At 36.1% G+C, this 14,958-nt stretch carries 14 protein-coding genes; 12 read left to right on the top strand and 2 right to left on the bottom strand.

Annotated features, from left to right (window positions below; all coding sequences use genetic code 11):
* Positions 1 to 474 precede the first annotated feature (474 nt).
* From rpmH to ychF, 12 genes are all read left to right on the top strand, one after another.
* Positions 475 to 612 carry a 50S ribosomal protein L34 gene (gene rpmH / locus QA539_RS10720; RefSeq protein WP_041636245.1) on the top strand — a complete coding sequence of 46 codons (138 nt, stop codon included), beginning with the start codon at positions 475 to 477 and terminating at the stop codon, positions 610 to 612.
* 98 nt (positions 613 to 710) lie between these two features.
* Positions 711 to 1,058 carry a ribonuclease P protein component gene (rnpA, locus tag QA539_RS10715; RefSeq protein WP_015912456.1) on the top strand — a complete coding sequence of 116 codons (348 nt, stop codon included), beginning with the start codon at positions 711 to 713 and terminating at the stop codon, positions 1,056 to 1,058.
* A gap of 16 nt (positions 1,059 to 1,074) precedes the next feature.
* Positions 1,075 to 1,818 (top strand): RNA-binding cell elongation regulator Jag/EloR, encoded by a 744-nt coding sequence (jag, locus tag QA539_RS10710; RefSeq protein WP_283722022.1) that lies wholly within the window; start codon positions 1,075 to 1,077, stop codon positions 1,816 to 1,818.
* Between the two features lie 121 nt (positions 1,819 to 1,939).
* Positions 1,940 to 3,319, top strand: coding sequence for a tRNA uridine-5-carboxymethylaminomethyl(34) synthesis GTPase MnmE (mnmE, locus tag QA539_RS10705; RefSeq protein WP_219493428.1), 1,380 nt, complete (start codon positions 1,940 to 1,942; stop codon positions 3,317 to 3,319).
* A gap of 12 nt (positions 3,320 to 3,331) precedes the next feature.
* Complete coding sequence (gene mnmG / locus QA539_RS10700; RefSeq protein WP_219493427.1) at positions 3,332 to 5,206, top strand: tRNA uridine-5-carboxymethylaminomethyl(34) synthesis enzyme MnmG; 1,875 nt, start codon at positions 3,332 to 3,334, stop codon at positions 5,204 to 5,206.
* Entirely contained in the window at positions 5,207 to 5,923 is a 717-nt protein-coding gene (rsmG, locus tag QA539_RS10695; protein ID WP_219493425.1) for a 16S rRNA (guanine(527)-N(7))-methyltransferase RsmG, read from the top strand.
* Positions 5,924 to 5,952: 29 nt separating this feature from the next.
* On the top strand, positions 5,953 to 6,792 hold the full coding sequence (gene noc / locus QA539_RS10690; protein WP_219493424.1) for a nucleoid occlusion protein: 840 nt from the start codon (positions 5,953 to 5,955) through the stop codon (positions 6,790 to 6,792).
* 137 nt (positions 6,793 to 6,929) lie between these two features.
* Entirely contained in the window at positions 6,930 to 7,691 is a 762-nt protein-coding gene (locus tag QA539_RS10685; protein ID WP_219493422.1) for a ParA family protein, read from the top strand.
* Positions 7,684 to 8,547 carry a ParB/RepB/Spo0J family partition protein gene (locus tag QA539_RS10680; RefSeq protein WP_283722019.1) on the top strand — a complete coding sequence of 288 codons (864 nt, stop codon included), beginning with the start codon at positions 7,684 to 7,686 and terminating at the stop codon, positions 8,545 to 8,547. The genes QA539_RS10685 and QA539_RS10680 overlap by 8 nt, the downstream gene beginning before the upstream one ends.
* Positions 8,548 to 9,435, top strand: coding sequence for a mechanosensitive ion channel family protein (locus tag QA539_RS10675; RefSeq protein ID WP_283722017.1), 888 nt, complete (start codon positions 8,548 to 8,550; stop codon positions 9,433 to 9,435).
* A 1-nt stretch (position 9,436) separates the two neighbouring features.
* Positions 9,437 to 9,625: a DUF951 domain-containing protein gene (locus QA539_RS10670; protein ID WP_283722015.1), complete on the top strand. Its 189-nt coding sequence runs from the start codon at positions 9,437 to 9,439 to the stop codon at positions 9,623 to 9,625.
* A gap of 18 nt (positions 9,626 to 9,643) precedes the next feature.
* The gene (gene ychF, locus QA539_RS10665; protein ID WP_219493416.1) at positions 9,644 to 10,744 is read left to right on the top strand and encodes a redox-regulated ATPase YchF; all 1,101 of its coding nucleotides are present in this window, start codon (positions 9,644 to 9,646) and stop codon (positions 10,742 to 10,744) included.
* Between the two features lie 57 nt (positions 10,745 to 10,801).
* On the opposite strand, the gene metE is transcribed toward ychF, so the two are convergent.
* Together metE and QA539_RS10655 are read right to left on the bottom strand one after the other, a co-directional pair.
* A complete protein-coding gene (gene metE / locus QA539_RS10660; protein ID WP_419895609.1) occupies positions 10,802 to 13,027 on the bottom strand; it encodes a 5-methyltetrahydropteroyltriglutamate--homocysteine S-methyltransferase in 2,226 nt (741 codons plus the stop codon).
* A complete protein-coding gene (locus QA539_RS10655; protein ID WP_419895212.1) occupies positions 13,021 to 14,862 on the bottom strand; it encodes a bifunctional homocysteine S-methyltransferase/methylenetetrahydrofolate reductase in 1,842 nt (613 codons plus the stop codon). The genes metE and QA539_RS10655 overlap by 7 nt, the downstream gene beginning before the upstream one ends.
* Positions 14,863 to 14,958 lie beyond the last annotated feature (96 nt).

The following is a 14,958-nucleotide window of genomic DNA, read 5'->3' as shown; positions in this document are numbered from 1 at the left end:
AATATATCCTCTTTCTAATCAAAATTCTTTTTTAGTTATACACATAATATCTAATTGTGTATAATATTAATAACAAGTTCAAAATTAATTATCCACAAGTTACACACAAATTGTGGATAATTAATCAGGAACAACTTTATCCACAGAAAATATAATCAAATCTTATCAAAAAAAAGTAATAATATCAATATGTTTAAATGGTTATCCACAAAATTATACTTAATCACACACGTTATAAAAATGAGCTGTGGAATTTAGGAAAAACCAGTGGATAACTTTAAAAGGCTAAAAATAGGCTGTTAGTTATCCACAAAACCATTAAAAATATATGTGGATAAGTGGATAAGCATAATAAAAATTAAAAGTTGCTTAACATATAGAAATTTGGTATACTCCAATAGTTACTATAAATCACTAGGCGAAATTCTAATAAGAATCGATAGATGAAATTTCATTTAATGGAGGTGTTTTTAAGTGGTAAAACGTACTTATCAACCAAATAAACGTAAACATAGTAAGGTTCATGGATTCCGTGCACGTATGAGCACGAAAAACGGACGTAACGTATTAGCGCGTCGTCGTCGTAAAGGCAGAAAAGTATTATCAGCATAAGATCACTGAACATTCAGTGGTCTTTTTTTTGTTTAAATAGGATATAAATTTTAGTATAATAAATAAGAATATGTAATGATGATGAGATGGTGTATAAAATGGAGAAAGCGTATCGTATTAAGAAGAATGAAGATTTTCAGAAAATCTATAAAAATGGTAAGTCTGTAGCGAATCGCCAGTTTATTATATATCGTCAGAAAAATAGTGAAAATGAGCATTTCAGACTCGGTATTTCAGTTTCTAAGAAAATTGGTAATGCTGTCACTCGAAATAGAATAAAGCGTGCGATAAGAGAAAGTTTTACGAAACATAAAGAAGATATTATTAAAGATGATTTTATTGTAATCGCCAGGCAACCTTCTAAAGAAATGACAACGAATGAGATCAATAAAAGTTTGGAACACGTAATGAAGATTGCCAAAGGTTTTAACAAAAGAATCACTTAAAGACGGAGGAAATCTATTGTTAGAACAAACCTTTATTGATGTTACTGTAGAAGATGCAATTAAAAAAGGATTAGATATCATGAATGTTTCTGAAAGTCAGGTGAAGATTGAAGTATTGAATCCTGGAAAGAAAGGGATATTCGGGATTGGTAAACAAAATGCAGAGGTTAAGCTCATTATAATTGATCCGGAAGTAAAACGCGAAAAAACGAGTATACCTATCAAAGAGCAATCTTCAGATAAGAATATAGATGACACGCCTAAAGTTACAATGCCTGAAAAGAATATTGAGATAAAGTCAAATAGAAATCAACAATCTCTGGAATCGGTTAAAGAGTATGTATTGCAAGTTATTGCTGCTATGGGATATGAAGCTTCTATGGAAATTATCTATAAGAATAAGGATGAAGTTATTATGAATATTTCATCAGCAGAAGCATCTCGAATAATTGGTAGACGTGGTCAAGTTCTGAATAGCTTGCAAGTCCTTGCACAAAACTATTTCAATCATCTTGAAAAGGGATTCGTCACAATTACGTTAGATATCGAAAATTATCGAGAAAAGCGAAGAGAAACGTTGCAGAATCTAGCTTTAAATATGTCAAAAAAAGCCATAGCGACTGGTGAGCCAATTAAATTTGAACCAATGCCGAACTATGAGCGTAAAATTATGCACCAAATCCTTGGAAAGATAGAGAACATTGAAACATATTCAGAAGGTAGAGAGCCTCATCGTTACCTTGTCATTCGTTCAAGATAATATTTACTTGATTAACTCTAAAAACGATTGTTTTTAGAGTTAATCTGTTTATGCGATGCAAAGTGATTTATTATTCGTAAGATTAAGCTTAAAATTTAAAAGAATCAAAGGAGGGAATTTTATGGAATTGGATACTATTGCAAGTATTTCAACACCCATGGGTGAAGGTGCGATTGCGATTGTCCGCCTATCAGGTAGTGATGCCGTATCGATTGCGGATAAATTATATAAAGGCAAGTATCAATTAAATGACGTTGCATCACATACGATTAATTACGGGCACATTATAGACCCAGCGTCGAAAGAAGTTGTTGAAGAAGTGATGGTCGCAGTGATGCGAGCGCCAAGAACATATACGCGTGAGGATATCGTGGAAATTAATTGTCATGGCGGAATTATGACGGTTAATCGTGTGCTTGAACTCGCACTTACGAATGGAGCAAAACTTGCTGAACCAGGTGAATTTACAAAACGTGCTTTCTTAAACGGAAGAATTGATTTATCTCAAGCCGAAGCCACGATGGATTTTATTCGTTCTAAAACAGATCGAGCAAGTCGTGTTGCAATGCAGCAGATTGAAGGACGTTTAAGTGTGCTGATTAAAGGTTTAAGACAATCTATCCTTGAAATATTAGCTCAAGTAGAAGTGAATATTGACTATCCTGAATATGATGATGTTGAAGAAGCTACCAATACATTTTTAATGGAAGAAGCGCGTAAGATTGAAGGAAGTATTACGAATCTTTTACAAACAGCTAATCAAGGTAAAATTTTAAGAGAAGGATTATCTACAGTAATTGTTGGTAAACCGAATGTCGGAAAAAGTTCGATGCTGAACAACTTAATTCAAGATAATAAAGCTATCGTTACAGAAATTGCAGGAACGACTCGTGACGTGCTGGAAGAGTATGTGAACGTGCGTGGCGTGCCACTAAGACTTGTAGACACGGCGGGTATCCGTGAAACAGAGGATATCGTTGAAAAAATCGGTGTAGAACGAAGTAGAGAAGCGCTTAAGAAAGCAGATTTAATATTGTACGTATTAAATAATAATGAAATTTTAACAGAAGAAGATTATAAGTTAGCAGAAATAATAAAAAATGAAGATGTAATCGTGATTATTAATAAGACCGATTTAGAAAATAAATTAGATTTAGAAGAAGTTAAAACGATGGTAGGGAATGCACCAATAGTTAAGACTTCAATGCTATCACAACAAGGAATTGAAGAACTCGAAGAACAGATTCGTACATTATTCTTTGCTGGAGAAGTGTCAAATCAAGATATGACATATGTATCAAATGCAAGACATATCAGTCTACTTAAAAGTGCAAAAACTTCGATTGGTGATGCGATATCTGCAGCAGAATTAGGTGTGCCAATTGATATGATTCAAATCGACCTGATAAAAACATGGGAATTACTCGGTGAGGTTATTGGTGAGTCTGTCGACGATGGGCTTATTGATCAACTCTTTAGCCAGTTCTGTCTCGGAAAATAAGGAGGAAAAATTTTGGAACAAAAATATGATGTAATTGTTGTTGGTGCTGGACATGCAGGTGTAGAAGCAGGACTTGCAAGTGCGAGAAAAGGTGCAAAAACACTGATGCTGACAATAAATCTGGATTCTGTCGCGTTTATGCCTTGTAATCCATCAGTTGGTGGACCGGCGAAAGGTATCGTTGTACGTGAAATTGATGCTTTAGGCGGACAGATGGCTAAAACAATCGATAAGACGCATATTCAAATGCGTATGCTCAATACTGGGAAAGGTCCAGCAGTTCGTGCGTTACGTGCTCAAGCAGATAAAGTTTTGTATCAGCAAGAAATGAAATCTGTTATAGAAGCTCAAGACAACCTGGACATTATGCAAGGCATGGTGGAGCGTTTAATTATTGAGGATGGAAAAGTACTTGGTGTGGAAACAGTTATAGGGACTACGTATTTAGCGGATGCTGTCGTCTTAACGACAGGAACATTTTTACGTGGAGAAATCATTCTTGGAAATATTAAATATTCTTCAGGTCCCAACCATCAGATGCCTTCTATAAAGTTAGCTGACCATCTTCGCGAGATTGGGTTTGATATCGTTAGATTCAAAACAGGTACACCACCACGTGTAAACAGTGATTCTATTGACTATAGCAAAACTGAAATTCAACCAGGTGATGATCTGCCACGTGCATTTAGTTACGAAACAACAGAGTTTATCATGGATCAATTACCATGCTGGCTAACCTATACAAACGGCGAAACACATCAAGTTATCGATGATAATCTGCATCTATCAGCAATGTACTCGGGTATGATTAAAGGAACAGGACCAAGATATTGTCCTTCAATTGAAGATAAGTTTGTCAGATTTAATGACAAACCAAGACATCAAATCTTCTTAGAACCAGAAGGAAGACATACTAAAGAAGTATATGTGCAGGGACTTTCTACAAGTTTGCCAGAGCATGTGCAATTGCAAATGTTAAAAACGATACCTGGTTTAGAAAAAGCAGACATGATGCGTGCAGGATACGCTATTGAGTATGATGCAATTGTACCAACGCAACTTTGGCCGACACTAGAGACGAAGAAAATTGAAGGACTTTATACTGCAGGTCAGATAAATGGGACAAGTGGTTATGAAGAGGCGGCAGGACAAGGACTTATGGCAGGTATTAATGCTGCAGCGAAGGTTCTAGGACATGATGAATTAATATTAGGTCGTCATGAAGCATATATTGGTGTACTCATAGATGATCTTGTAACAAAAGGGACGAATGAACCTTATCGTTTACTGACAAGTCGCGCCGAGCATCGTCTATTACTGCGTCATGACAATGCAGATTTAAGACTTACAGAAATAGGCTATAACGCAGGACTTATTGATGAGCTTCGATATAATAGATTCAATAATAAAAAAGCTGCTATTTCCGAGGAAATAAATCGTTTATCTCAAATCAGAATTAAGCCGAATGAAAAAACTCAAAGTATGATTGAATCGCGTGGAGGAACACCATTAAAAGATGGCATACTTGCGATTGATTTATTAAGAAGACCTGAAATGGATTATGCTTCAGTCGTTGCTTTAATCGAAGAACAAGGAATGATTGATGAATCTGTACAAGAACAAGTAGAAATTCAGACGAAGTATGAAGGATATATTCAAAAATCATTACAGCAAGTAGAAAAAGTAAAACGTATGGAAAATAAAAAAATTCCTGAGAATATTGATTATGATGATATTCACAGTCTGGCAACTGAAGCACGTGAAAAGTTAAAGGAAGTGAAACCATTAAGTATTGCACAGGCATCACGTATTTCTGGCGTAAATCCAGCAGATATCTCAATTTTATTAATTTATATTGAACAAGGGAAAATAAAAAGGGTGAATTAGATGAATGAGATGAAATTTTTACAACATTTAAAAGAAAAAGGCTTCGAACTCACAGATGAACAACAAAAACAATTTGCAATTTACTATGAAACTTTAGTAGAGTGGAATGAGAAAATTAATTTAACAGCTGTAACAGAAAAAGAAGAGGTATATTTGAAACATTTCTTTGATTCTATTACACCGAGTTTCTATTTTGATTTCAATAAAGTAAAATCTATTTGTGATGTTGGTGCTGGTGCAGGATTTCCTAGTATCCCATTAAAGATATTATATCCACATTTAGAACTTACAATCGTTGATTCCCTAAATAAAAGAATCAACTTCCTTAATCATTTAAGCACAGAACTTAATTTGACAAACTGCCATTTTGTACATGATCGAGCAGAAACATTTGGTAAAGGCGAGTACAGAGAACACTTTGATGTAGTTACAGCAAGAGCGGTTGCGAGATTATCTGTATTAAGTGAACTCTGTTTACCACTTGTGAAAAAAGGTGGTCATTTTATTGCGCTTAAAGGTGCACAAGGAGAAATAGAGGTTGAAGAAGGATTGTTTGCGATATCTATATTAGGTGGAGCGGTGGTTGAAAATCACCGATTGACGCTACCTGAAGAAGATAGTATGCGTTATATATTAGATATTGAGAAAAAAAGACAAACCCCTAAGAAGTATCCGCGTAAACCAGGGACACCAAACAAGGAACCATTACTAAAATAAGTATTTGAATTGAAAGTGAGTCGATTGTTATGAAAAAACCTTTTTCAAAATTATTTGGGCTGAAAGAAAAGGAAGAAGATGTAGAAGTAGCGCGCCAAAATGGTAATGTTGTAAAAGTTTCTGTCGAACGCATCGTACCGAATCGTTATCAACCACGACAAATCTTTGATGAAGAAAAAATTAAAGAGTTGGCTGAATCTATTCGTTCATATGGATTACTTCAACCTATCGTCGTTCGTCCAATCGAAGAAGAAATGTATGAGATTATTGCTGGAGAAAGACGTTTCAGAGCACTTAAGATGAATAATACAGCTGAAACAGAAGTCATTGTTAAGCAGATGAATGATAAAGAAACTGCTGCAATTGCATTAATTGAAAATATTCAAAGAGAAAATTTATCAGCTGTAGAAGAAGCAGAAGCTTATAAAAAATTGCTGGATCTAGATGGAATTACACAGAATGATCTTGCAACGAGCCTAGGAAAAAGTCAGTCATTTATTGCTAATAAGCTCAGATTACTTAGGTTATCTCAACCGATACTGGACGCATTAAGTAAGCATCAAATTACAGAAAGACATGCCAGAAGCTTGCTTGCTTTAGATGAAGCGGGTCAGTCGCAGATGTTGAATATTATAAAAAGTCAGAACTTAAATGTAAAACAGACAGAAGAACGTGTGAAACGTATGCTTGCTGGAGAAGAAGTGAAACCTAAGAGAATTGGTTTTACTCGTGATATAAAGCTCGCTTTTAATACAATTGGAGAAAGTTTGAAGGCTGTAGAAAAAAGTGGGGTTAAAGTAAAGCGAAAAGATACAGAATATGAAAACTTCTATGAAATTTCTATAAAAGTATTTAAAACAGATAAATAGAATCATTGTCCCTGCAGAGAGAGTGCAGGGATTTTTTATTGAGGACTTTATGGTCTACACTTTTATTGTTTGTGCAATATAGAGCTAAAATTGATATAATCGATATTATATGAAATGACGATTAGGAGAGAGTATTCATGACAAAAATTTTGGCGATTGCCAATCAAAAAGGTGGCGTGGGTAAGACAACTACGTCAGTAAATTTAAGTGCGGCACTTAGCGAACTTGGTAAGAAAGTACTACTGATTGATACAGATCCTCAAGGAAATGCAACAAGTGGTGTAGGGATTGATAAGAATAATGTGACGAATTCAGTTTATGATATGCTTGTAGAAGATACCGATATTAATAAGTGTGTGTTGAAAACAGCACAGGAAAATCTTTATATTATTCCGGCAAATATCGCCCTGGCGGGTGCAGAGATTGAACTTGTGTCAGCTATGAGTAGAGAAGTTCGACTTAAATATGCTTTTAAAGAGCTAAATGAGGAGTTTGATTATATTATTATTGATTGCCCACCATCTCTCGGACTACTTACAATCAATTCCTTTACCGCAGCAAGTGGTATTATTATCCCTGTACAGTGCGAGTATTATGCACTTGAAGGCTTGAGTCAGTTGCTGAATACAATCAAGCTTGTACAACGACATCTTAATCAGTCGCTTGTAATTGAAGGTGTATTACTTACAATGTACGATGCACGTACAAATTTAGGTAATGATGTTATCGCAGAAGTGAAAGCACATTTCGAAGATAAAGTATATGAAACAATTATTCCAAGAAATGTACGTTTATCTGAAGCCCCTTCTCACGGACAGCCGATTAATGTATATGATGCGCGTTCTATGGGAGCTAAGACATATAAAAGCTTAGCTGAGGAGGTAATTAGTAATGGCTAGAGGTTTAGGAAAAGGTCTTGGTAGAGGGCTGGATGCATTATTTCAAGAAAATCGTCAGGATGAAATTGTTGAAGAGCTGAATGTTGCAGAATTGCGTGCAAATCCATATCAGCCAAGAATAGAGTTTGATGAAGCAGCGTTAGAAGAATTAAGTGAGTCGATTAAACTTCATGGAGTACTGCAGCCGATTGTTGTACGAAAATCAGTTAAAGGTTATGACATAGTGGTTGGTGAACGTCGCTTTAGAGCGAGTAAGCTAGCAGGTAAAAATAAAATTCCTGCGATTGTTAAAACACTTACAGACCAACAGATGATGGAGCTCGCAATTATTGAGAATTTGCAACGTGAAGATCTTAATCCATTAGAAGAAGCAAAAAGTTATGAGTCACTAATGAAACATTTGAATTTAACACAAGCAGAAACAGCAGATAGACTTGGGAAATCTCGCTCTTACATTGCGAACTTATTGAGATTATTAAATTTACCACAAGAAGTAAAGAAAATGATTAATCACAAAGAAATTTCAGGAGGCCATGGACGTACTTTACTAGGGCTAAAAAATGAAGAAGATATAATTAAAGTGGCACACAAAGTTGTTCGAGAGGCGATGAGTGTACGCGCTTTAGAAGACCTCATTAAAATGATGAACCAAGAAGAGGTAGAGACACATAGTAAAGAAGTTAAAGTAAAGCAAAAGCCAAAGTTTCTTGTGAAACATGAAGAATCTTTGAAGCAGAATCTAGGGACTAAAGTAGAAATTTCTAAATCACGCAAAAAAGGAAAGATTTCAATTGAATTCACTTCTGAAGAGGAGTTTAATCGTTTGATTCATTTGCTTGAAAATGTAGGTGAATAGATGGATAAATTAGTATACTTTTTTAAGCGATTAATTAAGCCTTATACGGATCCTGAATTTTGGGCTGGAGTAGGTGCAAATATTTTCTGGGCATTAGTATTGCTCGTTTTTGGATTGTTCCTAATTAAATTTATTCACAAGATGATCGAACAATTTTTTTATGTCCGCCGAAGAACAAATTTATCTCATTCTGAAAAAAGAGATACGACGTTAGTCAAATTGTTACAGAATATAGCCTCCTATGTGACATGGTTTATCATTATCACTACTATCTTAAGTAACTTTGGTGTCAAAGTTGAAAGTATTATTGCAGGGGCAGGGGTGGCTGGTATTGCAATTGGTTTTGGCGCACAAACTTTAGTAAAAGATATTATCACTGGTTTCTTTATTATCTTTGAGAATCAGTTTGACGTAGGTGACTACGTTAAAATCAATACAACAGGAACAACTGTAGCGGAAGGTACGGTACAATCAATTGGATTACGTTCAACAAGAATTCGATCATTTACAGGAGAGCTTACGATACTGCCGAACGGTACAATGAATGAAATCGTCAATTTTTCTGTTAATAATTCACTTGCAGTATTTGATATTACAGTTTCAAGTGAAGAAAACCTAGAAGATGTTGAGGCGTTGATTAAACCCTATCTGGAAACTTTGATGGATAAGTATGATGATTTGATTAAATCTCCAGAAATACTAGGCGTTGAGGCAGTGTCAGCCGGGGAAGCTAAGATTAAAATTGCAGCAGAAACGTTACCAAATCATCATGTAAAAGTTTCACGTATGTTAAGACGTGATTTGAAAGACTATCTGGATAGTAACGGAGTAAAAGTACCAATGCCTCGAATGATTATGTATAATCAACCAGATAAAAAGGGTGGATAGTATGGATAAAACGTATGATTTAAATGATATAGTTGAAATGAAAAAACCCCATGCATGTGGTGAAAAGGATTTTAAAATTATTCGTTTAGGTGCAGATATTAGAATCAAATGTACAGGTTGTGACCGTAGTATTATGCTGCCTAGACAAGAGTTCAACAAAAAAATAAAAAAAATAACGCATCATGCGTAAGTAAGAGGAGATAATATTATGGCATTAACAGCAGGAATCGTTGGTTTACCGAATGTAGGAAAATCAACTTTATTTAACGCAATTACTAAAGCAGGAGCGCTAGCTGCAAACTATCCGTTTGCGACAATTGATCCGAATGTAGGAATTGTAGAAGTCCCAGATCACCGTTTGAATAAATTAACTGAACTTGTAGAACCTAAGAAAACTGTCCCGACAGCATTTGAGTTTACGGATATTGCAGGCATCGTTAAAGGGGCCTCTAAAGGAGAAGGATTAGGTAATAAGTTCTTATCACATATTCGTGAAGTAGATGCAATTTGTCAGGTTGTACGTGCTTTTGAAGATGAGAATATTACTCATGTTTCTGGTAAGGTAAACCCCGTAGATGATATTGAAGTTATCAATATGGAACTTGTTCTTGCAGACTTAGAGTCTGTAGAGAAACGCTATGCACGCGTTCAAAAGATGGCGAAACAAAAAGATAAAGATGCGATGGCAGAAGAAGCGGTTCTTGCGATTGTCAAAGAAACTTTAGAAGCTGAAAAGCCAGTACGCAGCATCGAGTTTTCTCCGGAACAGGCAAAGCTTGTTAAAAATATGCACTTACTTACTGCAAAACCAATGCTTTATGTTGCAAATGTTTCAGAGGATGATTTAATCAGCGGTGAAGAAAACGAACATTTAAAAGCGATCAAAGCATATGCTGAAGCTGAAGGTTCAGAAGTGATTGTTATTAGTGCGAAGATTGAAGAAGAGCTTGCAACACTAGAAGATGAAGATAAAGAAGAATACCTCGCTGATCTTGGTATTGAGGAAGCGGGATTAGACAAACTTATCCGTGCATCTTATCACTTATTAGGACTGGCTACGTACTTCACTGCAGGTGTTCAAGAAGTTCGTGCATGGACATTCAAAAAAGGTATGACAGCACCACAATGTGCAGGCATTATTCATACGGACTTTGAACGTGGTTTCATACGTGCTGAAACAGTCAGCTATGATGACCTTATTGAATACAATGGCATGAGCGGAGCCAAAGAAGCAGGTAAAGTACGTTTAGAAGGTAAAGAGTATATTATGCAGGATGGAGACGTTGTGCATTTTAGATTTAACGTTTAATATTTAAAGAAAGAATGGCCCGGTAAACTTAAGTTTACCGGGCCATTCTTTCTTATACTACTGATTACGTATTTTTTGAGTACTTGTTACAAGGACTTTTAATGCTTCTTTCACCTCTTCTTCTTTTCTTGTTTTAAGCCCACAATCAGGATTAACCCAGAACAATGAGCGGTCAATTTGTTTTAAAGCACGTTCGATTGCGTTTGTTACTTCTGCTTCAGTCGGTATACGAGGACTGTGAATATCATAGACTCCTAAGCCGATACCAAGATTATAGTTGATGTCTTCGAAATCCTGTATAAGATCGCCATGACTTCTTGATGTTTCGATAGAGATAACGTCTGCATCTAAGTCATATATCGCATGAATAATCTGACCGAACTGAGAATAGCACATATGTGTATGTATCTGTGTGTCGTCAGCTACTGAAGAAGTTGCGAGTTTGAAACTGTGTACCGCTTTATCTAAGTAATCCTTATGGAATTCACTTCTTAATGGTAAGCCTTCTCGGAGTGCGGGCTCATCGACCTGGATAATTTTAATACCTGCCTTTTCTAAAGCGAGTACTTCTTCATTAATTGCCAATGCTATTTGATTTTGAACTACTTCACGTGGTATATCTACACGTTCAAATGACCAGTTTAATATCGTTACCGGCCCTGTAAGCATGCCTTTTACAGGTTTGTTTGTCAGTCCTTGAGCATAGACAGTTTCATCTATTGTTAATGGGTGTGTCCACTTTACATCTCCATAGATGATTGGAGGCTTTACGGCACGTGAACCATAAGATTGTACCCATCCATACTTGGTAACGAGGAAACCTTGAAGTTTTTCGCCAAAAAACTCGACCATGTCATTACGTTCAAATTCTCCATGTACTAAGACATCAAGCCCTATTTCCTCTTGAATGTCAATCCATCGTTTAATCTCATCTTTTAAGAACTGCTTGTACACCTCATCTGTAATGCGATGATTTTTCCAGTCAGCACGATATTGTCTTACCTCTTTTGACTGTGGGAAGGAGCCGATTGTCGTTGTAGGTAGGTCTGGTAAATTCCAACGTTGCTGCTGTAGCACTTTACGTACTTCAAATGTTGATGAACGTTGATCGGGAATATTATAGTTGTATTCTAGATTTTTAAAAGATTGATTCTGGAATGTTTCGTATTTTGATTTAAGTTTGTTAAACTGCGTTGCATTGTTATTGTTAAAAAGATTTTTTAACGCTTCTAATTCTCCTAGTTTCTCAGTAGCAAAGCTCAAGCCATCTTTAATCTGCTCATCTAGTGTCTCGTCCTCTAAAGATACGGGTACTAAAAGGAGTGAAGATGAAGGATTAATATATAGGTCTTCGACATGCTCAGAAAGCTTTTCGATTAGTTGCTGCTTTAGTGCAACGTCGGCAGCCCATACATTTCTGCCATCTATAACACCTGCAAAAAGCGTCTTATCACCGCTTAAGTCTCCTGCTAGTATTTGTTTTAAGTTATTGCCACGATCATGAACAAAATCTAATCCCAGACCTTTAACAGGCAGCCCATTTAAAAATTTGACATCTGCAGCTTCAAAGTAAGTCTGAATGATTAATTTATCTGCTACTTTAGCATCATTAAAAGCTTCATATACTTCATGCGTGATATCTTTTAGCACTTCAGCCTGATCAGTAACCAAGATAGGTTCGTCAACCTGAATAAGCTCAGCACCTTCTTGTATTAATGAATGGAAGACTTCGGTATATAAAGGGATTAACTGACGTACTTTTTCTTCGAAGGAGCTAGTGCCTCCTTTTGATAATGCAACGAAAGTAATAGGACCTACAATCACAGGATGAGCATTAATCCCAAGTGATAGAGCAAAGCGGTAACGTTCCAGTAATGTATTATGATTTAACTTAGGCACTACATTATCCCATTCAGGCACGATATAGTGATAGTTTGTATTAAACCATTTGATTAATGCACTAGCTACGTGTTCTTTATTCCCTCTAGCAATATCAAATAATAAATCATCATCTATCTCTCTTCCTTGAAATCGTTCTGGAATAATATTGAAAAGCAAAGCGGTATCTAGAAGGTTATCGTATAATGAGAAATCTCCCACAGGTACACTATCGAGGTTATAGCTACTTTGTAATTTTAAGTTATCTCGGTGTAGCACTTCTAATTGTTTATCGAGTGCTTCTTTATTAATATTTTTATTCCAGTACCCTTCAATTGCTTTTTTCCATTCACGTTTGCGTCCGAGTCTCGGAAACCCTAAGTTTGTCGTTTTGATTGTCATAATATTGCCTCCTGTTTGTGTTTGGTAATTGATTTTGAATACGCAGCTAGCTCAAGCGAGTATTCAACTTGCTCGAATGGCGTAATGATATATAGTCCGTTAAAGTAAGCATGAACAGTATCAATTAAGGATTTACAAAGATCTATACTCAGCTTTTGTGTAGCGGATTTATCATGTTCTACTGCCTTAAAACGTTCTAAGATATCTTCTGATATTTTTATTCCAGGAACTTCGTTATGGAGAAACAGTGCATTTTTATAGCTTGTAATGGGCATTATCCCGATAAATATCGGAACATTTAGCTGTTGTGTGGCAGTGTATATTTCTATTATTTTTTCATGAGAGAAGACAGGTTGAGTAATGAAGTAATGCATACCACTCTCTATTTTCTTCTTCATATTTCTAATGGCAGCATCCATATTTTTTACATGTGGATTAAAGGCGCCTGCAATATTGAAATGTGTTTTGGATTTTAAAGTACCACCGTCTGTATTAATTCCTTTATTAAATCTTAAGGCGAGTTCTGTGAGTCCCTTGGAATTCACATCGTAGACATTGGTTGCCCCCGGTAGATGTCCGATTTTAGAAGGATCTCCTGTAACTGCGAGAATTTCATTGATTCCTAACAAAGATAGCCCGAGTAGATGAGATTGCAAACCAATTAAGTTTCGATCTCGACAAGTTATATGAACGAGGGGTTCAATATTAAATTTCTGCTTAATGAGGCTTGCCGCTGCAATATTAGAGATGCGGACTGTAGCTAGCGCGTTATCAGCTAGGGTCACTGCATCGATGCCAGATGCATCTAGTGCCTTGATGTTTTGGAAGAACCTTTTTGTATCTAGATGCTTGGGCGTATCGAGTTCTACAATAACTGTGGGTTGTGTTTTAACGCGTTGTGAGAGACTCAGCTTGTGCTTTTCTTTTATCACATATTCATTTTTCTTACGGAAAGGAACAACCTTTTTATCTGTGACCGGTTTGAGATTCCCGACTACCCCTTTGATTTTCTGTATGTGTTCCGGCGTAGTCCCACAGCATCCTCCAATTAATCGAATGCCTTCATGTATGAGCTGTTCAGCTACATCGGCGAAATACTGTGCATTATTACTATATTTAAAATGATTGTGATCTATATCCAGTAAACTAGCATTTGGATAACAGGATAAAAACGCGTGTCTTGGGATATCAATATGCTGAAATGTTCGCTTCATATGATGTGGCCCGTGATGGCAATTTAAACCTACAATATCTGCTCCTGCTGAAATAAGCTGATCAAAAGCCTCGCTGATTAATGTTCCATCAATTAAATAATGGGTATTAGAAGCAGTGAGCTGTGCAATTATCGGAACGTTATATTTTTGATGTGCCAGTGATACGACGGTAAGTAATTCTTTTAGATCATAGTAGGTTTCAAACAATAATCCATCGACGTCGCATGATATTAGTGCATCAATCTGGACTTCCGTATGATATTGAATCTCAGGAAGAGATAGCTTTCCCTGTTGAACATCTCTTAGTCCACCAACTGTTCCAAGAATGAATGTATCTTCTTTAGCCGCCCGTTTTGCAATGTCTACAGCAGCTTCATTGATGGCTTTAACTTTATGCTCCAGACCGAAGCGTTGAAGTTTAATGAAATTAGCAGCATATGTATTGGTCTGTATAATATCTGCTCCTGCTTCAATATACGAGCGGTGAATTTGTTCCACTTTTTCTGGATGCGTGAGATTATAGCGCTCTGGACATGTATTTAAGCCTTCAGAATATAATATTGTTCCCATAGCGCCATCCGCTACTAAAATTTTTTTCTCCAATGTTTCTAATAATCTACTCATTATATTCCTCCTTTATTACCCTTATTGATGATTGGAACGTTTCATATTAATCCCTCCTTAGTAATGCTCTATACAAAAAAAGCTTTCGTCCTTTAG

The organism is Macrococcus psychrotolerans (assembly GCF_038095555.1).
Lineage (GTDB): Bacteria > Bacillota > Bacilli > Staphylococcales > Staphylococcaceae > Macrococcoides > Macrococcoides psychrotolerans.
This window is presented reverse-complemented; position numbering and strand designations above follow the sequence as displayed.

Bases quoted from the DNA above. Each gene is read 5' to 3' on its own strand.
- rnpA (WP_015912456.1), top strand. From the start codon at position 711: ATGGAGAAAGCGTATCGTATTAAGAAGAATGAAGATTTTCAGAAAATC.
- mnmE (WP_219493428.1), top strand. From the start codon at position 1,940: ATGGAATTGGATACTATTGCAAGTATTTCAACACCCATGGGTGAAGGT.
- rsmG (WP_219493425.1), top strand. From the start codon at position 5,207: ATGAATGAGATGAAATTTTTACAACATTTAAAAGAAAAAGGCTTCGAA.
- noc (WP_219493424.1), top strand. From the start codon at position 5,953: ATGAAAAAACCTTTTTCAAAATTATTTGGGCTGAAAGAAAAGGAAGAA.
- QA539_RS10685 (WP_219493422.1), top strand. From the start codon at position 6,930: ATGACAAAAATTTTGGCGATTGCCAATCAAAAAGGTGGCGTGGGTAAG.
- QA539_RS10680 (WP_283722019.1), top strand. From the start codon at position 7,684: ATGGCTAGAGGTTTAGGAAAAGGTCTTGGTAGAGGGCTGGATGCATTA.
- QA539_RS10675 (WP_283722017.1), top strand. From the start codon at position 8,548: ATGGATAAATTAGTATACTTTTTTAAGCGATTAATTAAGCCTTATACG.
- QA539_RS10670 (WP_283722015.1), top strand. From the start codon at position 9,437: ATGGATAAAACGTATGATTTAAATGATATAGTTGAAATGAAAAAACCC.
- ychF (WP_219493416.1), top strand. From the start codon at position 9,644: ATGGCATTAACAGCAGGAATCGTTGGTTTACCGAATGTAGGAAAATCA.
- QA539_RS10655 (WP_419895212.1), bottom strand. From the start codon at position 14,862: ATGAGTAGATTATTAGAAACATTGGAGAAAAAAATTTTAGTAGCGGAT.